Raw genomic sequence first — 22,338 nt, forward strand, 5'->3', positions numbered from 1 at the left:
GAACCGGGCGTTTCTATCAAGCCGGGACGATGCCGCAGGCGGCCCGGCGCTGCGGATCGAGGGCGAAAAAGAAGGCCGGCAATGCCGGCCTTCTTCGATGCTGTCGGTCAGGCTCTTACTGCGCGGGCGCGGCAGGAGCCGGATTTGTTGCCGGAGCCGGTTCAGCAGGCTTCGAAGCGTCGGGCGAAGCTGGCTTCATGGGCTGCTCGTTGGCCGGGGGAGTGGTGCTCTGGGTTGTGGTCTTGTCGGTATCATTGTCGCTGCAAGCCGCGACCCCCAGCAGGGCGAGCGCCGAAACCGACGCCAGAATGAGCTTCTTCATGGTATCTCTCCTTCAGCAGACGCTCACATTTCGGTGAGCGGTCGCAGGGGAAATGCATCAGCAGACGCCCGGTTTCGTAACGTTGGATTTCCATATGTAACATCAACTTGCGATTGCTGGCGCCGAAATCCCGAACTAACAGAACATACGCTTCGAAGACATGAATGGGTAAGCAGGATGCCGGCAGCCGTGAGAACTGGGAAATGGGATTTCTGGATCGACCGCGGCGGCACCTTTACCGACATTATCGGCCGTGATCCGCAGGGCGGCCTGCACCCCCGAAAGCTCCTGTCCGAAAATCCCGAGGCCTATGCGGACGCCGCTATCCAGGGCATCCGCGACCTGTTGGGTCTGAAAGCAGGCGCCGCCATTTCCAGCGACGCGATCGGCGATGTCAAAATGGGCACGACCGTTGCCACCAATGCGCTGCTCGAGCGCAAGGGTGACCGCGTGCTGCTGCTGATCACCAAGGGTTTTCGCGACGCATTGCGCATCGCCTATCAGGCGAGGCCGGACATCTTCGCCAAGGAGATCATCTTGCCGGAGCAGCTCTACGAGCGCGTCATCGAGATTGACGAGCGCGTGCGCGCCGACGGCTGCGTCGAACGCCTGCTCGATATCGCGGCCTGCCGCCCGGCAATCGAACAGGCCAAGGCCGACGGCATCGACGCGGTCGCCATCGTCTTCATGCATGCCTGGAAATATCCCGATCACGAGCAGGCCGTGGCCAAAGTCTGCCGCAAAATCGGCTTTAGCCAGATCTCGGTGTCCCACGAGGTCTCACCGCTCATCAAGCTGGTTGGCCGCGGCGACACCACGGTGGTGGACGCTTATCTTTCACCGATCCTGTCGCGCTACGTGCAGCGGGTGGCTGGCGAACTGGGTTCCGGCCCGCGCCTGATGTTCATGATGTCGTCGGGCGGACTGACCGCTGCCGACATGTTCCAGGGTAAGGACGCACTGCTTTCGGGGCCGGCAGGCGGGGTCGTCGGCATGGTCGAGACGGCGAAGCTCGCCGGCTTCGAAAAAGTCATCGGCTTCGATATGGGCGGCACCTCGACCGACGTCGCCCATTACGACGGCGAATATGAGCGCGCCTTCGACACCGAGGTCGCCGGCGTGCGCATCCGCGCGCCGATGATGCGCATCCACACGGTCGCGGCCGGCGGCGGCTCGATCCTGCATTACGAGGCTGGCCGCTTCCGCGTCGGCCCGGATTCCGCCGGCGCTAATCCCGGCCCCGCCGCGTACCGGCGCGGCGGTCCGCTCGCCGTCACCGACGCCAACGTCATGCTGGGCAAATTGCAGCCCGATTTCTTTCCGGCGATTTTCGGCGCGGGCCAGGACCAGCCGCTCGACATCGGCACGGTTCGCGAAAAATTCACGGCACTTGCCGCTCAAATCGGTGACGGCCGTACGCCCGAGGCGGTCGCCGAGGGCTTTGTCACCATCGCCGTCGAGAACATGGCCAACGCCATCAAGAAGATCTCGGTGCAGCGCGGCTACGATGTCACGGAATATCTCCTGAACTGCTTCGGCGGCGCCGGCGGCCAGCACGCCTGTCTGGTCGCCGACGCGCTCGGCATGGAAGCCGTGCTCATCCATCCCTTTTCGGGGCTGCTTTCGGCTTACGGCATCGGCCTCTCGTCGGTCTTCGCCTCGCGCCAACAGGGGCTGCTGCAGCCGCTTGCCGAGGAATCCCGCGCGGCGATCGAGACACTGATCGCAGCCTTGCGCGGCGACGTCATCGCCGAGCTTGGCGAGCAGGGCATTGCGGAGGAAGCGGTTTCGACGAGACCTATCCTGCACATCCGCTATGACGGCACCGACACAGCGCTGCCGGTGAGTTTCGAGCATGGCTCGATCTTCCGCGCCAGGAACGACTTCGAGGCCGCACACAAGGCGCAGTTCGGTTTCGTCTATGACGACAAGCCGATCGTCGTCGAGACCGTCGCCGTCGAAGGCATGGAAGCCGCTCGACAGGACAAAGCCGAAGCCTACGCCCCTGCCGGACCGGCAGGAGTTGAGATCAAACCTTCGGAAGGCCGGCGCATCTACACCGAGGGCCGCTGGCACGAGGCCGGCGTCTACCGCCGTGAAAACCTGCGCCCATCCAACACGATCGAAGGACCTGCGCTGATCATCGAGCCGAACCAGACCATCGTCGTCGAGCCGGGCTGGCGCGCCGAAATCACCAGGCTCAATCATGTCGTGATCCGCCGCACGGAACGGAAGGCGCGCGCCGCGGCACTCGGCACCGAAGCCGATCCGGTGATGCTGGAAGTCTTTAATAACCTTTTCATGTCGATCGCCGAACAGATGGGCGTGACGCTGCAGAACACCGCCTATTCGGTCAACATCAAGGAACGGCTCGATTTTTCCTGCGCCGTGTTCGACCGCCATGGCGCGCTGGTCGCCAACGCGCCGCACATGCCGGTGCATCTGGGCTCCATGGGCCGTTCCGTGGAGACCATCATCCGCCTGAATTCCGGCGACATCCATCCCGGCGACGTGTTTGCGCTCAACGCCCCTTACAATGGCGGCACGCATCTGCCCGACATCACCGTGGTGACGCCTGTCTTCGACGATACGCGGAACGAAATCCTGTTCTGGGCGGCCTCGCGCGGCCATCATGCCGACGTCGGCGGCACCGCGCCCGGCTCGATGACGCCTTTGGCCACAACGGTCGATGAGGAGGGCGTGCTGTTCGACAATTTCCGCATCGTCGATCGCGGCCGCTTCCGCGAGAAGGAGCTGGAGACGCTGCTTACCGACCATCCCTACCCCGCGCGCAATCCCGCCCAGAACATTGCCGACCTCAAGGCGCAGATCGCCGCCAATGAAAAGGGCTTGGCGGAACTGCGCAAGATGGTCGCGCATTTCGGCCTGGATGTCGTCGAAGCCTATATGGGCCATGTGCAGGACAATGCCGCCGAGAGCGTCCGCCGCGTGATCGAGCGGCTTCCCGACAGCGCGGCTTACGAATACCCGACCGACACCGGCCAGGTGATCAAGGTGAAGATCACCGTCGACCGGCAAAAGCGCGAGGCGACCGTCGATTTCACCGGCACTTCGCCTGTCATGAAGAACAATTTCAACGCGCCGGAGCCCGTCGCCCGCGCTGCCGTGCTTTATGCTTTCCGCGTCATGGTCGAGGACATGATCCCAATGAATGCCGGGTGCCTCAGGCCGATCAACATCATCATCCCCGACGGCTCGATGCTGAAGCCCGCCTACCCTGCCGCCGTCGTCGCCGGCAATGTCGAGACATCGCAGCATGTCACCAACGCGCTGTTCGGCGCCATGGGCGCGATCGCCAACGCGCAGGGCACGATGAACAATCTCACCTTCGGCAACAGGAAATACCAGTATTACGAGACGATCTGCTCCGGTTCGCCGGCCGGCCGGATGAATTCGGGGCGCGGCTTCGCCGGCACGTCCGGCGTTCATACCCATATGACCAACTCGCGCCTCACCGATCCGGAGGTGCTGGAACTGCGCTTCCCCGTTGTGCTGGAAGACTTTCACATCCGCGAGGGTTCCGGCGGCAAGGGCAGATGGAATGCCGGCGACGGCACCAGGCGCACCATCCGCTTCCTCGAAAAGATGGAATGCGCGATCCTCTCCTCCCACCGCAATCGCCCACCTCAGGGGCTCGAAGGCGGCGGCGACGGCGAGGCCGGCTCGACCAAGGTCAGGCGCAGTGACGGATCGGTCGACGTCCTGAAGGCCTGCGACCAGACCACGCTCGACGCCGGCGAGGCCGTCATCGTCACTACACCGACACCTGGAGCATTCGGAAATCGTAAGAATTCGTGACGGCCTGCCGTCAACAGGCTGTCACCTGCCTGTCATGACGCTGCGCTACCCGCTTGCGCCAACGCAAACGGGGAATCACCTTTCCATGTCGGACGTATCCGGAGAACTCGTTTACCGTCGAGGCAAGGAAGTCGGAAAGGCGGTCTACCAGAATCGCGCATTGTCGAAGGACGGCATTTCCGAGCGGCTCTTCGCCTTCCTGTTCTCCGGCCTCGTCTACCCGCAAATCTGGGAAGACCCCGATGTCGACATGGACGCCATGCAGCTTGGCGCCGGTCATCGGGTGGTCACGATCGCCTCGGGCGGCTGCAACATCCTGGCCTACCTCACCCGCTCGCCGGCCAGGATCGACGCCGTCGACCTCAACGCCGCGCACATCGCGCTGAACCGCATGAAGCTGGAGGCGGTGCGCCACCTGCCGTCGCAAGGCGACCTGTTCCGCTTCTTCGGCGCCGCCGGCACCAGCCACAATTCGGATGCCTATGATCGCTTCATCGCGCCGCATCTCGATCCGGTCAGCCGCCATTATTGGGAGCGCCGCAACTGGCGCGGCCGCCGCCGCATCTCGGTCTTCGACCGCAACTTCTACCAGACCGGACTGCTCGGTCTCTTCATCGCCATGGGCCATCGCGTCGCCAAACTGTTCGGCGTCGATCCGGCCGGCATCATGAAGGCCGAGAATATCGGCGAGCAGCGCCGCTTCTTCAACGAGGAACTGGCGCCGGTTTTCGACAAGAAGCTCCTGCGCTGGGCGACCTCGCGCAAGGCTTCGCTGTTCGGCCTCGGCATTCCCCCGGCGCAGTACGATTCGCTGATCACGTCCGGCGACGGCTCGATGGCGAGCGTCTTGAAGGCACGGTTGGAAAAGCTCGCCTGCGATTTCCCGCTGAAGAACAATTACTTCGCCTGGCAGGCCTTTGCCCGCCGCTATCCCCAACCCGGCGAGGCGGCGCTGCCTGCCTACCTGGAACAGCGCAACTATAAGACGATCCGCGACAACATCGATCGCGTCGCCATCCACCACGCCAACCTGATCAAGTTCCTGGCCGCCAAGGATGCGGGCAGCGTCGACCGCTTCGTCCTGCTCGACGCGCAGGACTGGATGACCGACGACTTGCTCAACGCGCTGTGGACCGAGATCACCCGCACGGCTTCGTCGGGCGCCCGCGTCATCTTCCGCACCGCTGCCGAACCAAGCCTCCTGCCCGGCCGTGTCTCCAGTTCGCTGCTCGACCAATGGACCTACGAGGCCGACGCCTCGCGCGAATTCTCGGCAAAAGACCGCTCGGCGATCTATGGCGGCTTCCACCTCTATGTGAAGCGCGCCGCATGAGCACGACCGAGCTGCCGGCCAATCATGCCGAACTGATGGACGGCGTCTATCGCTGGCAGCGCCATATCTACGACCTGACCCGCAAATACTACCTGCTCGGCCGCGACCGGCTGATCGACGGGCTGGACGTGCCGCAAGGCGGCACCGTGCTCGAGCTCGGCTGCGGCACCGGCCGCAACATCGTGCTTGCCGCCCGCCGCTATCCGGAGGCCCGTTTCTTCGGGCTCGACATCTCGGCCGAGATGCTGGAGACGGCGAGCTCCGCCATCGCCCGCGAAGGTCTGTCCGGCAAGGTCAGCCTGGCGCGTGGCGACGCCACCGATTTCGACGCCAGGGCTCTCTTCGGCATCGAACGCTTCGACCGCGTCTTCGTCTCCTATTCGCTGTCGATGATACCCGGCTGGGAAAGGACCGTGTCGGCCGCCCTTGCCGCGCTCGCCCCTGGCGGTTCGCTGCATGTCGTCGATTTCGGCCAGCAGGAAGGCCTGCCGCGCTGGTTCCGCCCCCTGTTGCGCGGCTGGCTGCGGAAATTCCACGTCACACCGCGCGCCACGCTGCGTGACGTCCTTGAATCGGAATCGCAGCGCGCCGGCGCAACCTTCCGTTTCAGAACGCTTTATCGCGGCTATGCATATCTCGGCGTGATCGGATCTTCCAAATAGCAAGCGCTACTGGTGCAGCGCCTTCACCAGCGCGCCAACCATCCTCTGTGGCCGATAGCCGAACTTGCCCGGCGTCAGCCCAAGCCGCACCACCACCAGCTGCTCCGACGGAATGATCGCCACCGTCTGGCCGTCATGGCCCTCCATCCAGTAGGTGTCCTTGGGCAGGCCTGCAGCGGCGCCCGCGCCGGGATTTTCCTCATCGCCCGGCCCTTCGATCCAGACCTGTCCCTTGCCGTAGACCTTCGAGGCCGGCGCCGGCTCGCGCATCCAGTCGACGAAACCGGCAGGCAGGATCTGGTTGCCGTTCCAGGTCCCGCCCTGCAGCAGAAACTGGCCGAAGCGCCCCCAGTCATGCGCCGTGGCGTAGAGATAGGACGAGCCGACGAAGGTGCCCCGCTCGTCGGTTTCGAGCACCGCGCTGTGCATGCCGAGCGGCTCGAACAGCGCCGTGCGCGGCCATGCCAGCGCCTTCGCCTTGTCGCCGATGGCGTCCTGCCACAGCCGCGACAGCATCACCGCCGTGCCGCTCGAATAGGAAAACACTTTTCCCACCTCACCGGTCAGCGGTTGGCCCTCGGCAAACCTCGCCATGTCCGGCTCGAGATAGAGCATGCGCGTCACGTCGGCGACGTCGCCATAATCTTCGTTGAACGCCAGTCCGCTCGACATCGCCATCATGTCGGCAAGGCTGATGGCGGCGCGACCGTCGGCCTTCCACGGCGCAAAAAGGTCCTTATTGTCGAGCGCCAGCTTGCCGTTCTTGACCAGCGTGCCGACGATCGCGGCATTCACCGTCTTGGTCATCGACCAGCCGAGCAGCGGCGTCCTGGCTGAAAAGCCCTCGCCGTAGCGCTCCGCGACGACGCGGCCGTTTTTCACCACCACGATGGCGCGCATGCCAACGCCGGCCATGGCGGCATCGTCGACGATCTTTGCGACCTCGGGGTTCTGCGAAGCATCCACCCGCTCGCCTTCGGGCCAGAGCGCATCGGGCTGCGCCGCGGCCGACCGCGCGGCGTGCAGCGACGTCTGCCGCGCGGTGCCGGTGTCGCCATCCGGAACCGAGGCGCAACCGACGCCGTCGCGCTCCACCGCAACGCTCTTGCCGAAAACCCAGAGCAGGCCTGCCGAAACCAGTCCCCTCTCCTTGTCGACGGAGACCTTCATCAGCTTGAGCAACGGATGGCCGGGCGCCTGCACGTCGGCGGCCAGGACTTCTTTGGCATCGCGGCCGGCGATGAAGACATTCGAGCAGACGATCTTGGCCGAATAACCGGAGCCGACGCGGATCAGCTCGGGCGGGGCGAAATACAGCCAGGCGAAGAGTGCCGCCACCGCCAGCACCACAAGACCAAGCAGCCACTTGATGAACTTCACGACAGCCCGCATCTTTCCCCGCCTTTTGGATTCGCCGGCATGATCTATGTCATCGATTTGCCGCCATTGCTTCCGCAAAATCATCGGCGTTGTCGAGCGCCGTCAATGGATTATCAACCATGTTCGGCGATCTACTGAGCAGTTGGGGCGGTCCTGTGGGGCGGCCGTCCGGGGGGCCTGCGCAAGCAACGGCCATCTGCAAAGACCCATCAGCGGCCGGCTGAACCCGGCTCGGGGAGTATCATGCGCCGTCTTGCGGCCATTCTGATGCTGACGCTACTGGGCGCCTGCTCGACCGTCGACGATCTTTCTCCACTGCCGCCGTCCGCGCAGACGGTTGCCGTGCGCGCACCCAAATTCGAGGACTCCAAGCCGCACGAATGGGACAGCGGCGCGCCATGGACCTACGCCATCCACGGCACGGATGTTTCCAAATATCAGACCTCGGTCGACTGGCCGACCGCCAAGGCCAGCGGCATCTCCTTCGCGTTCATCAAGGCGACGGAAGGCGGCGACCGTTTCGACGACTATTTCAACGAGCACTGGGCGCGCACCAAGGCTGCCGGAATTCCACGCGCCGCCTATCATTTCTTCTATTTCTGCACGCCGGCGGAAGTCCAGGCGCGCTGGTTCATCGCCAATGTCCCGAACGACCCGTCGGCGATGCCGCCGGTGCTCGACATGGAATGGAATCCGAAGTCGCCGACCTGCAGGCTGCGCCCCGATCCGGCCACCGTGCGCAGCGAAATGAGCGTTTTCCTGCAAATGGTCGAGCGCCATTACGGCAAGAAGCCGATCATCTACACATCGGTCGACTTCTTCGACGACAACCAGCTGGCGAGCTTTCGCGGCTATTCCTATTGGCTGCGCTCCGTCGCCGGGCATCCGCGTGAAAAATACGGCAGCCATCCTTTCACCTTCTGGCAGTACACCGGAACCGGCATCGTGCCCGGCATGACCGGCAAGTCCGACATCAACGTCTTCAACGGCTCGGAAGCCGCCTGGAAGAAGTGGCTACGGCAGAACACCCGTTGACAACCGATCCCCCGCCTGCTTTTCGACACGGCGGGCGGCAGAACATGCAACCGCTGGTAATCCGGAGCGGCGCGCTCGTATAAGTGCCTGGCGCGGCTCCCGAACTTTGAAATCCTCGCATGCGCCTGTCCGATCCCGGTCCGGATCACGATGGGATCATGCGCCGGTCTCGAAAGGAAAGCGATGCGATTGCGCGTTGAAATCCTGGCGGCGCTCTTCGTCGCATTGGCGCTACCCGCCGCGGCACAGGAATGCGGCGGCGATTTCGAGGCATGGAAACAGGGCGTCGCGGCCGAAGCCAAGGCGGCCGGCGTCGGCGCTGTCGGACTTGACGCGCTGGAGGACGCCACCATCGACGAGCGGGCACTGGCGCGCGACCGCGCCCAGGGCGTCTTCACCCAGACCTTCACCGAATTCGCCAACCGCATGATCTCGGCCTATCGCCTGAAGCAGGGCGCGGCCAATCTGAAGAAATATGCCGATGTCTTCGCCCGGGCCGACAAGGAGTTCGGCGTCCAGCCGGCCATCATCGCCGCCTTTTGGGGGCTGGAGACCGATTTCGGCGCCGTGCAGGGCGATTTCCACACGCTGAATGCGCTGGTGACGCTTTCGCATGATTGCCGCCGCCCCCAACTCTTCCGGCAGCAATTGATACCACTGCTCACCTTGATCGACCGCGGCGTGCTGCCGGCCGACGTCAAAGGCGCCTGGGCCGGCGAGATCGGCCAGACGCAGATCCTGCCGACCGATTATCTCGCCAAGGGCGTCGATGGCGATGGCGACGGCAAAGTGGATCTCAGGAACAGCGTGCCGGACGTCATCATGACGACGGCCAACAAGATCATGTCGCGCGGCTGGAAGCGCGACGAACCCTGGGTCCAGGAAGTGCGCGTCCCCGACGAGATGCCATGGGACCAGACCGGCCGCACCAACAAGCTGCCGCTGTCGCAATGGGCGCAATGGGGCGTTACCGAACCGAACGGCAATCCGCTTATCGACAATGGGTTGAAAGCCGGCCTGGCGCTGCCGATGGGCCGTAAGGGTCCGGCCTTCCTGACCTACGACAATTTCGACGTCTATCTGGAATGGAACCAGTCCTTCACCTACGCGCTGACGGCGGCCGTGCTTGCCACGCGCCTTGCCGGCGCGCCGCAATTCGATCCGCGTACGCCCGAGCCCGGCCTCAACGGCGACCAAATGAAAGCTCTGCAGACCAAGCTCGAAGCCAAGGGCTACGACGTCGGCACGGTCGACGGCATCCTCGGCACCAACACGCGCGAGGCGGTCCGCAAGGAGCAGACGCGGCTCGGGTTGCCGGTGGATGGCTGGCCGACGCCGGAGTTGTTGGCTAAGTTGTAGGCAGTAGGCAGTAGGCAGTAGGCAGTAGGCAGTAGGCAGTAGGCAGTAGGCAGTAGAGAAGATCGAGTTAGAGCTACAGGCTGTAAATGCCCTTATGGCTACTGCCTAATCCCCACTGCCTACTGCCTAATCCGCCGCCATCGTCTCCAAACTCGCGAACCCCTGCGGCGCATCGCCTTCGTCGAACGGCGTCGTCACCTCGACGAATGTGTCGGGGAAGAAGCCGTTGAAGCGGGTCCTCAGCGACAGCGAGTAGGCGCCGATATGGCCGATCTCGATCCAGTCGCCGGTGTCGACCGTTTCCGGTAGCCAGAACGGCCTGGACAGGATGTCGACGGAATCGCATGTCGCGCCGCAGACCTTGAACGGCACGATCGTCTTCTCGTCGCCGTTGCGCGTGCGGATCGCGGGATCGGGGATGAAGCGGGCCGGCAGCGTGATCTTGCCGGTCCATGAATCCGACAGCGAGGCCCAGATGCCGTCATTGATGTAGAGCCGCTTACCCTTGCGCAGCAGGACGCGAACGATCAGGGAAAGGCAGCGCGCCACGATCACGCGGCCGGGCTCGGCCACCAGCGGCATCTGGTCGAACTGGTATTCTTTCATGTCGCCGGCAAGCCGCGACATAAGCTGGCCGAGCGAGGGCATCTCGACCTGCTTGCGGTTGGGATCGTGGCCATATTCGGCCGGAAAACCGCCGCCGACATCGAGCCCGGCAATATCGAAGGTCAGACGGTTGCGCACCCAGTCGGCCGAGGCCAGCGCCCGCTCGTAAGTGTCCGGATCCTCGATCTGGCTGCCTACATGAAAGCAGAGGCCAACTTTGTAGCCGGTGCGGTTCAGGCGCTCGGCAAGCTCGACCGCATTGGCCGGCCCGGCGCCGAATTTCTTCGACAATTCGTAAGCCGCATGGCCCTTGGTCTGGATGCGCACGAAGACAGTGACGGCACCCGGGTCGATATCGAGTGCACGCACCACCCGCGTCAGCTTGGTGATCTCGTCCTCGTGGTCGAGCGAGATCACCCGGATGCTGTATTTCTCAAGCGCCAGCTTGATATCGGACTGCGCCTTGACCGGGTGCATATAAAGCATCTCGGCATCCGCCGAGACCGCGCGTACGGCGGCGAACTCGCCGGGCGACGCGACGTCGAAGGTGCTGACGCCGGCTTCCACCAGCGTCTTCAGAACGATCTGCTCGCCATTGGTCTTCACAGCGTAGGCCGTCTTGCCGGGAAACATGCCCATGAACTGCAGGGCATCCGCCTTCAGCACCTGCGGGCGGAAACAATAGACCGGATCGTCGGGACGAAGCGCCAGTGCCGCATCACGGGCATTTTCGAATCGCTGCATGGACGAATCCTCGGGGCTGGAGCGCGCACAATTAATCCTAGCTAGCCGCCAAAGAAAACAGTTCTGTGTCTGGCGCCCCGGAGCGGTCGGCGGCACATTTTTCCGACGCTAAACCAGCAGTCAGGTTTCGGGTGGCCCTTGCCTGCGAACACGATACCGGTTGGTGTGACGGCTGGGACTGCGATCGCCCCGGGGAGGAACAGGACATGTCCACTGTAGCCGGCGCCGCGCCGACGCGCGGACCGATGACGCTCAAGGATTGGGCGCAGCTTCTCTTGCTCGGCGCGATCTGGGGCGGCTCGTTCTTCTTTGCGCGGATCGCCGTGTCGGAAATCCATCCGCTGGCGCTGGTGCTGTTTCGCGTCGCCATCGCCGCGATCGCACTCCAGCTCTATCTGGCGGTCCGCGGCCCCTCATTCCGGCTCGCCTTCCCGCATGCCGCCCTGTTCTTCCTGCTGGCGCTCACCAACAATGTCGTGCCCTTCTCGCTGATCTTCGCCGGCCAGACGCAGCTCGGCGCCGGCGTCGCCTCGGTGCTCAACGCCACGACGCCGTTCTGGACGCTGGTCCTGGCCAACGCGCTTACGACCGACGAGAAGCTATCCTGGAACAAGCTGGCCGGCATCGCGCTCGGCGTTGCCGGCACAGCGGTGATGATCGGCCCGGGCCTTATTGCCGGCCTCGGCGGCCCGGTCTGGGCCAAGTTCGCGCTGATCGGCGCCTCGGTGTCCTATGCGATCGCCTTGATGATCGCGCGCCGCTTCAAGGGCGTGCCCTCGCCGGTCCTCGCCACCGGGCAGCTGACCGCTTCGACCATCATCATGATCCCCATCGTGCTAATTGCCTACGGCGCGACGGGCCTGTTCTCGGCCTCGTCGCCGGTCTGGGCCGCGGTGCTGGGACTGGCGCTGCTCTCCACCGCCTTCGCCTATATCCTTTATTTCAATCTCGTCGCCTCGGCCGGCGCCACCAATGCCTCGCTGGTCACCCTGATCGTGCCGGTCAGCGCAGTGCTGCTCGGCTTCCTCTTCCTCGGCGAGCGGCTGGCGCTGTTCGAGATCGGCGGCATGACGCTGATCGGACTCGGCCTGATCACCATCGACGGGCGATTGTTCGGCAAATGGTAGCGGTGTCATGCCACGCCGCCGCCACAATTTATTCACAACCGCGAAGCCGGCTTTTGCCGAAGAGTTTCAACGGCTAACGGCAGATTCCAGGTCGCAGATTTGACAATCATGTCGCATTGCAGCACGTTTTCCGCTTGCCTGTGGCACAAATGACCCTAGACTCCGGCCATAGCTCTGAAGAGGAGGCTATGGCATGGGACTGACGAGGCCGATCAACGCTTTGATGATTTGTGCCGCATTCGCATTCATCGGTGCCCTTATCATGGGTGTTCTTCCCTGACCCGCCAAAGCCGGGAAGACTAAGCACCGAGACTAGTCCAAAACAGTTCGAAAAGGCCGGGTTTCACCCGGCCTTTTCCTTTGCAGATCCTGACTTCCGTTAGCTTTAGCTCACGCGTTACAGTTTCGGCTCAAGCCGCGGCAGAGCCGGCCGCCTCCGCCTCGTGCGAGCGGATGCCGATCATGTGGCAGACCGCAAAGACGAGGTCGGCACGGTTCATCGTGTAGAAATGGAAATCGCCGACGCCGCGCTCGACAAGATCGAGCACCTGCTCGGCCGCCACGGCCGAGGCCACCAGCGCATGGGTCTGCGGATCGTTCTCCAGCCCTTCGAAACGCTCGGCGAGCCATGCCGGCACCAGCGCGCCGCAACGCGACGAGAAATTGGCGACCTGGGTGAAATTATGCACCGGCAGGATGCCCGGCACGATCGGGATATAGATGCCGGCGCGACGCGCCCGCTCGACATACCGCTCATAGAGATCGTTGTCGAAGAAGAACTGGGTGATCGCGCGCGTCGCGCCATTGTCGACCTTGCGCTTCAGCATGTCGATGTCGGTGGCGAAATCCGGGCTTTCCGGATGCTTTTCCGGATAGGCCGAGACCGAGATGTCGAAATCGCCGACGCTTTTCAGCGCCCCGACCAGTTCGGCGCCGTTGGCATAACCGTCGGGATGCGGACGGTAGCTGGTGCCCACACCGGCAGCCGGATCGCCGCGCAAGGCGACGAAACGTTTGACGCCGATGTCGGCGAATTCGCGGATAACTGCGTCGACCTGATCCCTCGCGGCGTCGACGCAGGTCATATGCGCCGCCGGCGTCAGCGACGTCTCGTTGAGGATGCGCTTGACAGTGCGCGCCGTGCGCTCGCGGGTCGAGCCGCCGGCGCCATAAGTCACCGAGACGAATTTCGGCTTGAGCGGCTCCAGCCTTGTGACCGTGTCCCAGAGCCTTGCTTCCATCTCGTCGGTCTTGGGCGGGAAGAATTCGAACGAGACCCGGACCTTGTCGCCAATGTCGGGGCGGCGGGAAAAGCGGAACTGGTTCATCAGGCTGTTTCCCTTGCTGGAAGTGCGTCGTTGGACGGATCGGCGATCAGCAGGCGGCGGTCGCGGCCGAGCCAAAGCTTGACGGTGAGCCTTGCCTCGCTGCCGCCGCGCGGCTCGAACTCCTGGCTGTCCTCGAGGTCGAGGCCTGCCTCGGCGAACCATTCCGACATTTGCCGGTCGGAGAAGCCCAGCCGCATATGGGCGTGCTGATCGCGCAGAAATTCGAGATTATGGGGCGCGAAGTCGACGACGATCAGCCTGCCCGATGGCCGCAGCAGCCGCGCCGCTTCGGCGATGGCGCGGGCAGGATCGTCGAGATAGTGCAGCACCTGATGGATGGTGACGAGATCGAAGGCATTGCGCTCGACCGGCGGCGAGAAGATGTCGCCCTGGCGCACCTGCGCGTTGGCGATGCCGGCCTTGTCGAGATTGGCGCGCGCCACGGTCAGCATCTCGCGCGACATGTCGATGCCGACGCCGCGGCGGTAGAGCGGCGCGAAGATTTCGAGCAGCCTGCCGGTGCCGGTGCCGAGATCGAGCATCGACTGAAAGGGCCGCTTGCCGACGAGCCTGATGAGCGCCGCTTCCACCGCGCGGTCCGGCACATGCAGCGAGCGGATATGATCCCAGCTCGCGGCGTTCTCGGAGAAATACTCGGCGGCCCGGTCCTGCCTTTTGCGCTTCACCGCCGCCAGCCGCTCGAGGTCGCGCACCACCTGCGGATCGGCCTCGCTTATGCCGGAGACCAGGCGCTGCACGAAATCGCGCGAATTATCCGTATCGGTCAGCCGGAAGAAGGCCCAGGACCCTTCCTGGTAGCGGCCGATCAGCCCGGCATCGAGCAGCAGCTTCAGATGCCGCGACACGCGCGGCTGCGACTGTCCAAGGATCTCGGTAAGGTCGGAGACGGTGAGATCGCCGCGCGACAGCAGCACCAGGATGCGCAGCCGGCTGGATTCGGCCGCCGCCTTCAATGTATCTACCATTGTGTCGAGCGAGACATGCATGAGCGGGCTCTCGTTGAAAGATATAAAGATATGTTTATGTCGATTTTAAATCCCTGGCAAGCGCTATGTCGCTTCCGGACAAGAAAATGGCGCAGCCGTGATCCGCGCCTGGCAGACGGTTCTTGCGGGGGGATGCAGAAGATGTTCGAGACGCGCGAAGGCGAAACGCTCCTTGCAGCCGATCCGGCAAAGCTGCGGCCGGACAGCCATGTCGTCTTCATCGGCCGCATCGTTTCGCCGTGGACCAGCCGCGAGGATTGTCCCAAGAATATACGCGCCGCCCGGGAAGCCGGGAAAGGCGCGACAGTCCTGATCGACGAGCCCTATCGCCCGGGACTGCAGAACCTGGAACGCGCCAGCCATGTCGTCATCTTGTCCTGGCTCCATCATGCGCCGCGGAATCTGATTGTGCAGAAACCGCGCCATGCGGCTGAACCGAAGGGCGTTTTCTCTCTGCGCTCCCCTGCGCGGCCGAACCCTGTCGGCCTGCATGCGGCGAAGCTCGTCGCCCTAGACATCGAGGCCGGCCGGATCGGGATCGACGCCATCGATGTGCTGGACGGCACACCGGTCATCGACATCAAGCCTTATTATGCTTCCACGGATGCCTTCCCCGAAGCGACGATTGCCGGGCGCGACGAGAAATGAGCGCCCCCACTGGCCGACGCCGCGCCATCGCCAAGGCGCTGACTGCGCTGTTGCCGCTCGCACCTTACGCCGACATGGAAAAGATCCGCGCCGACGCCGGCGCCGTGCACATGAAGACCCTGCCGCCGACCATCGCGGTGTGGCTGGCAACCATTGCCCATGTCCGCCACGCTCACACCGATTACGAAAAGCTCCTTGCCGAGGGCTATGACCGGGATTCGGCGCGCTTCTTCGTCATCGAGCAGACCAATGCGGTGCTGACCCGCTGGCGCGCTACACGCCTCCTTCAGGAGGACGACGAGGACGAGTGAGCATCAGGCAGGATAGATCCACTGCTCCGGCACCCGCACGGAAATCTCTTCGCCGGCGCGAATGACGCCCGGCTTCTCGACCCAGGCGACAAGGCCGCGCAGCCGTTTCGCCTCCTTGGGAAAGAGCAGCGCGGTGGCGTCGAGATCCGCGGCGCCGACATGCTCGGCGATCGATTGCCCGGCAACGCGGCACGGCTTGTTCTGGCCGTCGACCTTGAGCGTCACGCCACCTTTGAAGAACATCAGCGAGCCGGCCGGCAGCATGGACAGATGCGGCACGCCTTCGATTACAAGATTGGCGCCGATCCATTCCGGCTTGATTTCTTCGAGCCCCATGCGTTGAGCGATGATGGCGAGCTCGTCCGTCGCGACAAGCGATAATTGCCGCTCGTTGCGCATTTCGGTGCCGCGCGGATACCAGGGCTCGCGTCCGCCGGAACGCCGCGTTGTTCCGCCATGGAAGTCGCCGGCGATCCCGTCGAAGCCAAGCCGCAGTTCCTCGACCGCCCGCGTCTCGAAATGATCGTGCGGAGCGGCATAGAGCGCCGCTGCCTTTGCCGTCAGCTTGCGGCCCGGCACGATGTCGACCGTCGGTTCCGCTACGGGAAAAAGATCCAGGTTCGTTTCCTGCATGCCGCTGGTCTAAAGGTGCGGAAGAATGCGGTCCAGTCGAAAGCGCTGATGATCCGATCACACCGTTTGATGGCGATCACGATCTTCTTACCCGCGAATCCTTTCGCCGTCCGACGCAAGCCGCAATGCTGCCGTGCCGGCGGCATAGACGGTCGCGCGCCAAAATCGGGAGGAGGCTCGATCATGCAGGTTGGACACGCCGTCGCGGCGCTCTGGCTGTTCTGGGTGGTATCCTGGATGCTTGCCGCTGCCTGGGCCGACCCTGCGCAAAAGCGCGCCGATCTCAAATCGGAGGCGCGCTATCGCGTCCTCTGGCTGGCCGGCACGGTGTTGATGTTCGTGCCCGCGCACGGCTATGTCGGCAGGCTGCGTCTCTGGATGCCAACGCTTACCGACGCGTGGATCTGCGTTGCCCTGATCGCCATCGGCATCGCCTTCGCCTGGTGGGCGCGCCTCCATCTCGGCCGGCTGTGGTCGGCCAACGTCACCGCCAAGGCCGATCATCGCGTGGTCGATACCGGCCCCTATGGCCTCGTCCGTCACCCGATCTACACCGGACTGCTGCTTTCCGTGCTCGCGACCATGGCGGTCAAGGGTACGGTCTGGGGCATCGCCGGCGCCGCCCTGCTTCTCGTCGGAGTGGTCGTCAAGGCGAGGCTGGAAGAGAGTTTCCTGCGCGGCGAGCTCGGCGCAGCGTATGACGACTACGCCAGGCGCGTGCCGATGCTGGTGCCTTTCGCCCCGGTGTGATCGCCGACTACAGCATTCTCAGCAACGCGCCGCCGATCGAATAGCCGGCGCCGAAGGCGCAGATCAGCCCAAAATCGCCGGCCTTCATGTCGGCATGGTTCTCCGACAGCGCCACGATCGCGCCGGCGCCGGCGGTATTGCCCAACCGCTCGAGCACCATCGGCGCGCGGTCATGGTCGACATCGTGGCCGAAGGACAGTTTCAGGATCATCGCATTCATACGCGCATTGGCCTGATGCAGCCAGAAGCGGCGGATGCCTTCCGGCGTCAGCCCGTGCTCGGCCAGGAATTCAACGATGAATTTCTGCCCGGCGACGGTGACTTCCTTGAACACCTTGTTGCCGATCTGCTTGATGAGATTGCCTTCCAGGTTGATCATATAGGGATCGTCCTGGGCCGTGCGCGTATGGTAGCCGAGATTGGTGCGGATGTTGTTCGACATCTGCGTCCAGATGCGCGTGTCGAGCACCTCGAAACGCCCCGGCCGCTTCTCGCCTTGCGCCAGTCCCTCGACGACCATCGCGACCGAGGCGTCGCCGAAGATGAAATGCGTCTGCCTGTCGCGGAAATTGAGATGGCCGGTGATGATCTCCGGCGTCGACACCAGGATGCGCTTATGCGCCCCTGCCCTCACCAGGTTGACCGCGACATGCAGCGCCGCCGCCGCGGAAGAGCAGCCAAGCCCCATGTCGAAGCCGGCGCCCTTGGTGCCCAGCGCCTGCTGCATCTCGATGGCGATGGCCGGATAGGGCCGCTGGTGGTGCGAGGCCGAGCAGATCACCAGGTCGATGTCCGCCCCATCGACGCCGGCATGGGCAAGCGCCTTCCTGGCCGAGGCGATGCCGAACTCCGCCTCCAATGACAGCGCGTCGTCCGGCCGCGCCGGAATGCGTGGCGACATGCGGGTCGGGTCGAGGATGCCTTCGCGCTCGATGACATGGCGGCTCTTCACGCCCGATGCGTGCACGATGAAGTCGCTGTCCGATTTCTGCAGCAGCGGCTCGCCGGTGTCGGCCCGGCGCGCATTCTCGGTGTCGACCCAGCTGTTGAAGCTTGCGACCAGCTCCTCATTGGTGATGACGGGTTCAGGGATTTCGGCGCCGATGCCGCTGATGATGACGCGATGCATGTCCAATCCGTCCGAGGGGCGGCAAGTTGTGCCGAGGCGAGGCGCTACACTTGTCGCATTTGCCCGGTTTATTCCAGCTTAATTCGACAACCGCCGCTGCCATCCAGGTGGTGGGTGCTCAAGCGCGCTTGGCGACGATGAAGATGCGCGGAAAGCGCAACAGCACCTTGCCGTTCGCCGTCTTCGGATAGGCCTCGGCGATCTTTGCCGTGTAATTGTCGAGGAACACCTTCTTCTCACCCGCGTCGAGCGGATCGAGGAAAGGCTTCAACCCCGTGGACTTGACCCATTCGACGATCGCTTCGGCATCGGCGAGCGGATGATTGTAGATGGTGTGCCAGATGTCGAGCCGGTCGGCGAGCGGCGACAACAGATCGTAGTAGAAGGACACCGGCGGCAGCGGCCCGCGCGCCGCACCCTTGAGCTTGGCCGCAAACGACACTTCCGCAGCGGTCTCGCGCATCAGCTGGTGCGAGGCTTCGCTGAGATTGTCCGGCATCTGGATGGCCAAGGCGCCGCCCGGCGCGAGAAGCGCCATCAGCCGCTGGAACACCGCCGGATGATCCGGCAGCCACTGAAAGACTGCATTGGCGAAGATGACATCGACGGGATGCTCGGGCTGCCATCCGGCGGCGTCCGCCAATTCGAAATTGACATTGGGCAGCCGCGCCCGCGCCTTCTCGATCATGTCGGGCGAGGTGTCGAAGCCGCTCACTTGAGCATCCGGCCAGCGCTCGACCAGAAGCGCGGTGGAGTTGCCCGGACCGCAGCCGATATCGACAACGCGGCGCGGAAAATCGACCGGCACCTGCGCCACGAGATCGCGCGCGGGACGCGTGCGCTCGTCCTCGAACTTCAGATATTGGGCGGCGGACCAGTCAGCCATGTGAGAACCTCTCCCTGTTCGCCGCCCTTCCGGACCGATGCTACCGCGTCAGCCGCTTGTGCGTCATGCGGTGCGGGGTCGCCGCCTCGGCGCCCAGGCGCCGCAGCTTGTCCTTCTCATATTCCTCGAAATTGCCCTCGAACCATTCGACATGCGCGTCGCCCTCGAAGGCGAGCATGTGGGTGGCCATGCGGTCGAGGAACATGCGGTCGTGGCTGATGATGACGGCGCAGCCGGCATAGGCTTCCAGCGCATCTTCCAGCGCGCCCAGCGTTTCGGTGTCGAGGTCGTTGGTCGGCTCGTCGAGCAGCAGCACATTGCCGCCGCCCTTCAGCATCTTGGCCAGGTGGACGCGGTTGCGCTGGCCGCCTGACAGGTTGCCGACCTTCTGCTGCTGGTCGCCGCCACGGAAGTTGAAGGACGAGCAGTAGGCACGGCTGTTGACCTCGTGCTTGCCGAGCTTGATGACCTCGGCGCCGCCGGAGATCTCTTCCCACACCGTCTTGTTCGGGTCGAGCGCGTCGCGGCTCTGGTCGACATAACCGAGCCGCACCGTCTCGCCCTTGCGGATCGAGCCGGCATCCGGCGTTTCCTGGCCTGTGATCATCTTGAACAGCGTCGTCTTGCCGGCGCCGTTCGGACCGATGACGCCGACGATGCCGCCTGGCGGCAGCTTGAACGACAGGTTCTCGATCAGAAGCTCATCGCCAAAGCCCTTGTTGAGGCCTTCGACCTCGATGACGACATTGCCGAGGCGCTCGCTCGACGGGATGACGATCTGCGTGTCGGTCGGCTTGCGGTTCTGCGACTGCTCGACCAGTTCCTCATAGGCCTTGATACGCGCCTTTGACTTGGTCTGGCGCGCCTTGGGCGAGGACTGGATCCACTCGCGCTCGCGCCAGATCGCCTTCTGGCGGGCATCATCCTCGCGCCCTTCCTGGATCAGGCGCTTGGCCTTGGCGTCGAGATATTTGGTGTAGTTGCCCTCGTAAGGAATGCCGCGGCCGCGATCGAGCTCGAGGATCCAGCCGGTGACATTGTCGAGGAAGTAGCGGTCGTGGGTGATGATCAGCACTGAGCCCGGATAGTCGCGCAGGTGCTTTTCCAGCCACTGCGTGGTCTCGGCGTCGAGATGGTTGGTCGGTTCGTCGAGCAGCAAGAGGTCGGGCTGTTCGAGCAGGAGCCGGCACAGCGCCACGCGGCGGCGCTCGCCGCCCGACAGGTTGGTCACTTCGGAGTCGGGCGGCGGGCACTGCAGCGCGTCCATCGCCATCTCGACCTGCTGTTCGAGATCCCAAAGGTTGAGGCGGTCCATCTCGTCCTGGAGCTTGGCCGACTCGTCGGCCGTCTCGTCGGAATAATTCATCATCAGCTCGTTGTAGCGTTCGATGATGGCCGTCTTCCTGGCGACGCCGTCCATGACGTTTTCGCGCACGGTCTTGCTCGCGTCGAGCTGCGGCTCCTGCGCCAGGTAACCGACGGTCGCGCCCTCCGCCAGCCACGCCTCGCCCTGGAACTCCTTGTCGAGCCCGGCCATGATGCGCAGGATGGTCGACTTGCCCGAGCCGTTGGGGCCGAGAATGCCGATCTTGGCATCCGGATAGAAGGACAGGTGAATGTTATCGAGCACCTTCTTGGTGCCGTAGGCCTTCGAAAGGCCGGACATGTGATAGATGAACTGGCGAGCCACGCGCGCTTTCCCTGGAAACTGAAGTGTCAAGGTTGATGGGGGTTTGCGCGCTATGTAGGCGATGAAGCGCCGAACGGCAATCGCTTTCGGCATGGGGCGATCATGTCCCGAAGCTTTCACCGGGCCCGAGCAAGGTTACCGGCAGCGATCTTTTCGCCACGCTGCCCTGACCGAGGAAAGCAGCGCTTAACCATTCGCCGTCAAAACGATGAGGTAATGGCAAATCGCGTGAAGGCGCGATTTCGGGAAAGATCGGATACGACGTGGTGCTGAACGCTGCCCTGCTCCTTGCCGAAGCAATTCTCTATTTTGGCGCTATGGCCGCGCTCTTCCGCTTCCGGCGCCGCATAGGGCTCGGCGTGTTCGTCTGCGCCGTCGGCGTCATGCACTTCCTCGAAACCTATCTCGCCAGCGTCTTCTATGTAGCGCTGCCGTTCGGCATGGTTTCCCCCGGCTCGGCTGTGCTGTTCTCCGGCAAATTGGTGTTGCTGCTCCTGCTTTACATGAAGGAGGACGCAGCGACCGTCCGCCAGCCGATCTACGGCCTGCTGCTTGGCAACGCCGTGATGATCGGGCTGGTGCTGGTCCTGCGCCTGCACGCGATCGCTCCACTTCCAAGCGGCAAGCTCCCCGATATTGCCTTCATCGACGAGATGGGCTGGCTGATGGTCTGGGGCACCACATTGCTCTTCGTGGACGCAATCCTGATCATCCTCCTCTACGAGAAGCTCGGCGCCTATCTGCGCGCGAGGCCGTTCATGCGCATCCTCATATCGGTCGCCTGCGTGCTCACCTTCGATCAGGCCGGCTTCTTCACCGCGCTGCATTTCGTTGCCGGCGCGCCGATCGAGGTTTTCTTCGGCGGCTGGTTCGCCAAGATGGGCGCCGCATTTGCCTACAGCGGAATGCTCGTCGCCTATCTCAAATGGGTCGAGGACAACGATGTCGCCGTGCCGCGCGGCCTCTCCGACATTTTCGACACCCTCACCTATCGCGAGCGCTATGAAGCGCTGATCAAGCATGTCGGCCGCGATGGCCTCACCGGCCTGCTGCATCGCGGCAGTTTCGATGCCGATGGCGAGTCCTGGGTCTCAGCCGCCATCAGGAATGGCAAGCCGCTCAGCCTGCTCATCGTCGATGTCGACCATTTCAAGTCGATCAACGACCGCTTCGGCCATGCCGAGGGCGACAAGGTGTTGAAGTCGATGGCTGTCCTGTTGGCCGAGACGGTCGGCGGAGGCGATCAGGTGTTCCGGATCGGCGGAGAGGAATTCGCCGTGTTGACGCAACAGCCTCACGCGCCAGCTAGGCTGCTCGGAGAGACCATCAGGAACGCTACCAAGACCTCGGCGCACACCAATCGCTTCAACATCACCGTCAGCGCCGGCGTCTCCACCGTCAGCGAGACGACGCGCTGCCTCGCCGACATTTTCGCGCTGGCCGACCAGCGCCTCTACAGAGCCAAGTTGAGCGGCCGAGATCGCGTGGTCGGCGAGCCCGGCAGCGAGGCCATCATCCTGCAGGCCCCCGGCCAGCCTGACAAAAGATCAGCCTGACAAAAGAGCGACG

19 protein-coding genes are annotated in these 22,338 nt (G+C 63.8%); 10 read left to right on the forward strand and 9 right to left on the reverse strand.

What is annotated here, in order from left to right:
- Nucleotides 1-115 precede the first annotated feature (115 nt).
- Entirely contained in the window at nucleotides 116-322 is a 207-nt protein-coding gene (locus P9273_RS06745; RefSeq protein WP_278048186.1) for a hypothetical protein, read from the reverse strand.
- A gap of 189 nt (nucleotides 323-511) precedes the next feature.
- On the opposite strand from P9273_RS06745, the gene P9273_RS06750 reads away from it, so the two are divergent.
- The 3 genes from P9273_RS06750 to P9273_RS06760 are packed head-to-tail and all read left to right on the forward strand — an operon-like array spanning nucleotide 512 to nucleotide 6,136.
- Nucleotides 512-4,141, forward strand: a complete 3,630-nt coding sequence (locus P9273_RS06750; protein ID WP_278048187.1) for a hydantoinase B/oxoprolinase family protein — start codon at nucleotides 512-514, stop codon at nucleotides 4,139-4,141.
- 34 nt (nucleotides 4,142-4,175) lie between these two features.
- Nucleotides 4,176-5,474 (forward strand): DUF3419 family protein, encoded by a 1,299-nt coding sequence (locus P9273_RS06755; RefSeq protein ID WP_278048188.1) that lies wholly within the window; start codon nucleotides 4,176-4,178, stop codon nucleotides 5,472-5,474.
- Nucleotides 5,471-6,136, forward strand: coding sequence for a class I SAM-dependent methyltransferase (locus P9273_RS06760; RefSeq protein WP_278048189.1), 666 nt, complete (start codon nucleotides 5,471-5,473; stop codon nucleotides 6,134-6,136). The genes P9273_RS06755 and P9273_RS06760 overlap by 4 nt, the downstream gene beginning before the upstream one ends.
- Nucleotides 6,137-6,142: 6 nt before the next feature.
- Here the strand turns inward: P9273_RS06760 and P9273_RS06765 are convergent, their stop codons facing one another.
- Nucleotides 6,143-7,528, reverse strand: a complete 1,386-nt coding sequence (locus tag P9273_RS06765; RefSeq protein ID WP_278048190.1) for a serine hydrolase domain-containing protein — start codon at nucleotides 7,526-7,528, stop codon at nucleotides 6,143-6,145.
- Between the two features lie 231 nt (nucleotides 7,529-7,759).
- Here P9273_RS06765 and P9273_RS06770 point away from each other — a divergent pair, with 231 nt between their 5' ends.
- Nucleotides 7,760-8,551: a glycoside hydrolase family 25 protein gene (locus tag P9273_RS06770; RefSeq protein ID WP_278048191.1), complete on the forward strand. Its 792-nt coding sequence runs from the start codon at nucleotides 7,760-7,762 to the stop codon at nucleotides 8,549-8,551.
- 183 nt (nucleotides 8,552-8,734) lie between these two features.
- Nucleotides 8,735-9,910, forward strand: coding sequence for a lytic murein transglycosylase (locus tag P9273_RS06775; protein ID WP_278048192.1), 1,176 nt, complete (start codon nucleotides 8,735-8,737; stop codon nucleotides 9,908-9,910).
- Between the two features lie 126 nt (nucleotides 9,911-10,036).
- Here the strand turns inward: P9273_RS06775 and P9273_RS06780 are convergent, their stop codons facing one another.
- Nucleotides 10,037-11,260: an alanine racemase gene (locus P9273_RS06780; protein ID WP_040995842.1), complete on the reverse strand. Its 1,224-nt coding sequence runs from the start codon at nucleotides 11,258-11,260 to the stop codon at nucleotides 10,037-10,039.
- 206 nt (nucleotides 11,261-11,466) lie between these two features.
- Between P9273_RS06780 and P9273_RS06785 the strand changes: the two genes are divergently transcribed.
- Complete coding sequence (locus tag P9273_RS06785) at nucleotides 11,467-12,387, forward strand: DMT family transporter (protein ID WP_278048193.1); 921 nt, start codon at nucleotides 11,467-11,469, stop codon at nucleotides 12,385-12,387.
- A gap of 410 nt (nucleotides 12,388-12,797) precedes the next feature.
- Here the strand turns inward: P9273_RS06785 and metF are convergent, their stop codons facing one another.
- Nucleotides 12,798-13,715, reverse strand: coding sequence for a methylenetetrahydrofolate reductase [NAD(P)H] (gene metF, locus P9273_RS06790; RefSeq protein ID WP_278048194.1), 918 nt, complete (start codon nucleotides 13,713-13,715; stop codon nucleotides 12,798-12,800).
- A complete protein-coding gene (locus P9273_RS06795) occupies nucleotides 13,715-14,722 on the reverse strand; it encodes an ArsR/SmtB family transcription factor (protein WP_278048195.1) in 1,008 nt (335 codons plus the stop codon). The genes metF and P9273_RS06795 overlap by 1 nt, the downstream gene beginning before the upstream one ends.
- 141 nt (nucleotides 14,723-14,863) lie before the next feature.
- On the opposite strand from P9273_RS06795, the gene tsaA reads away from it, so the two are divergent.
- On the forward strand, nucleotides 14,864-15,370 hold the full coding sequence (gene tsaA, locus P9273_RS06800) for a tRNA (N6-threonylcarbamoyladenosine(37)-N6)-methyltransferase TrmO (RefSeq protein ID WP_278048389.1): 507 nt from the start codon (nucleotides 14,864-14,866) through the stop codon (nucleotides 15,368-15,370).
- Nucleotides 15,367-15,681, forward strand: a complete 315-nt coding sequence (locus P9273_RS06805) for a DUF2293 domain-containing protein (RefSeq protein WP_278048196.1) — start codon at nucleotides 15,367-15,369, stop codon at nucleotides 15,679-15,681. The genes tsaA and P9273_RS06805 overlap by 4 nt, the downstream gene beginning before the upstream one ends.
- A 3-nt stretch (nucleotides 15,682-15,684) precedes the next feature.
- On the opposite strand, the gene P9273_RS06810 is transcribed toward P9273_RS06805, so the two are convergent.
- Entirely contained in the window at nucleotides 15,685-16,314 is a 630-nt protein-coding gene (locus tag P9273_RS06810) for an MOSC domain-containing protein (protein WP_278048197.1), read from the reverse strand.
- 183 nt (nucleotides 16,315-16,497) lie between these two features.
- Between P9273_RS06810 and P9273_RS06815 the strand changes: the two genes are divergently transcribed.
- Nucleotides 16,498-17,064, forward strand: coding sequence for a methyltransferase family protein (locus P9273_RS06815; protein ID WP_278048198.1), 567 nt, complete (start codon nucleotides 16,498-16,500; stop codon nucleotides 17,062-17,064).
- Nucleotides 17,065-17,071: 7 nt separating this feature from the next.
- On the opposite strand, the gene P9273_RS06820 is transcribed toward P9273_RS06815, so the two are convergent.
- From P9273_RS06820 to ettA, 3 genes are all read right to left on the reverse strand, one after another.
- Nucleotides 17,072-18,193, reverse strand: a complete 1,122-nt coding sequence (locus tag P9273_RS06820) for a beta-ketoacyl-ACP synthase III (protein ID WP_278048199.1) — start codon at nucleotides 18,191-18,193, stop codon at nucleotides 17,072-17,074.
- A 118-nt stretch (nucleotides 18,194-18,311) separates the two neighbouring features.
- Nucleotides 18,312-19,079, reverse strand: a complete 768-nt coding sequence (gene tam, locus P9273_RS06825) for a trans-aconitate 2-methyltransferase (RefSeq protein WP_278048200.1) — start codon at nucleotides 19,077-19,079, stop codon at nucleotides 18,312-18,314.
- A 40-nt stretch (nucleotides 19,080-19,119) separates the two neighbouring features.
- A complete protein-coding gene (gene ettA / locus P9273_RS06830) occupies nucleotides 19,120-20,769 on the reverse strand; it encodes an energy-dependent translational throttle protein EttA (RefSeq protein ID WP_040995858.1) in 1,650 nt (549 codons plus the stop codon).
- A gap of 266 nt (nucleotides 20,770-21,035) precedes the next feature.
- On the opposite strand from ettA, the gene P9273_RS06835 reads away from it, so the two are divergent.
- Complete coding sequence (locus P9273_RS06835; protein WP_278048201.1) at nucleotides 21,036-22,325, forward strand: GGDEF domain-containing protein; 1,290 nt, start codon at nucleotides 21,036-21,038, stop codon at nucleotides 22,323-22,325.
- The last annotated feature ends 13 nt before the right edge of the window (nucleotides 22,326-22,338 follow it).

Origin of the sequence: Mesorhizobium sp. WSM4935 (assembly GCF_029625735.1) — a bacterium.
GTDB lineage: Bacteria > Pseudomonadota > Alphaproteobacteria > Rhizobiales > Rhizobiaceae > Mesorhizobium.

Bases quoted from the DNA above. Each gene is read 5' to 3' on its own strand.
- P9273_RS06745 (WP_278048186.1), bottom strand. From the start codon at position 322: ATGAAGAAGCTCATTCTGGCGTCGGTTTCGGCGCTCGCCCTGCTGGGG.
- metF (WP_278048194.1), bottom strand. From the start codon at position 13,715: ATGAACCAGTTCCGCTTTTCCCGCCGCCCCGACATTGGCGACAAGGTC.
- P9273_RS06805 (WP_278048196.1), top strand. From the start codon at position 15,367: ATGAGCGCCCCCACTGGCCGACGCCGCGCCATCGCCAAGGCGCTGACT.
- P9273_RS06785 (WP_278048193.1), top strand. From the start codon at position 11,467: ATGTCCACTGTAGCCGGCGCCGCGCCGACGCGCGGACCGATGACGCTC.
- tam (WP_278048200.1), bottom strand. From the start codon at position 19,079: ATGGCTGACTGGTCCGCCGCCCAATATCTGAAGTTCGAGGACGAGCGC.
- P9273_RS06765 (WP_278048190.1), bottom strand. From the start codon at position 7,528: ATGCGGGCTGTCGTGAAGTTCATCAAGTGGCTGCTTGGTCTTGTGGTG.
- tsaA (WP_278048389.1), top strand. From the start codon at position 14,864: ATGTTCGAGACGCGCGAAGGCGAAACGCTCCTTGCAGCCGATCCGGCA.
- P9273_RS06755 (WP_278048188.1), top strand. From the start codon at position 4,176: ATGACGCTGCGCTACCCGCTTGCGCCAACGCAAACGGGGAATCACCTT.
- P9273_RS06810 (WP_278048197.1), bottom strand. From the start codon at position 16,314: ATGCAGGAAACGAACCTGGATCTTTTTCCCGTAGCGGAACCGACGGTC.
- P9273_RS06770 (WP_278048191.1), top strand. From the start codon at position 7,760: ATGCGCCGTCTTGCGGCCATTCTGATGCTGACGCTACTGGGCGCCTGC.
- P9273_RS06780 (WP_040995842.1), bottom strand. From the start codon at position 11,260: ATGCAGCGATTCGAAAATGCCCGTGATGCGGCACTGGCGCTTCGTCCC.
- P9273_RS06815 (WP_278048198.1), top strand. From the start codon at position 16,498: ATGCAGGTTGGACACGCCGTCGCGGCGCTCTGGCTGTTCTGGGTGGTA.
- P9273_RS06795 (WP_278048195.1), bottom strand. From the start codon at position 14,722: ATGCATGTCTCGCTCGACACAATGGTAGATACATTGAAGGCGGCGGCC.
- P9273_RS06820 (WP_278048199.1), bottom strand. From the start codon at position 18,193: ATGCATCGCGTCATCATCAGCGGCATCGGCGCCGAAATCCCTGAACCC.
- P9273_RS06760 (WP_278048189.1), top strand. From the start codon at position 5,471: ATGAGCACGACCGAGCTGCCGGCCAATCATGCCGAACTGATGGACGGC.
- P9273_RS06775 (WP_278048192.1), top strand. From the start codon at position 8,735: ATGCGATTGCGCGTTGAAATCCTGGCGGCGCTCTTCGTCGCATTGGCG.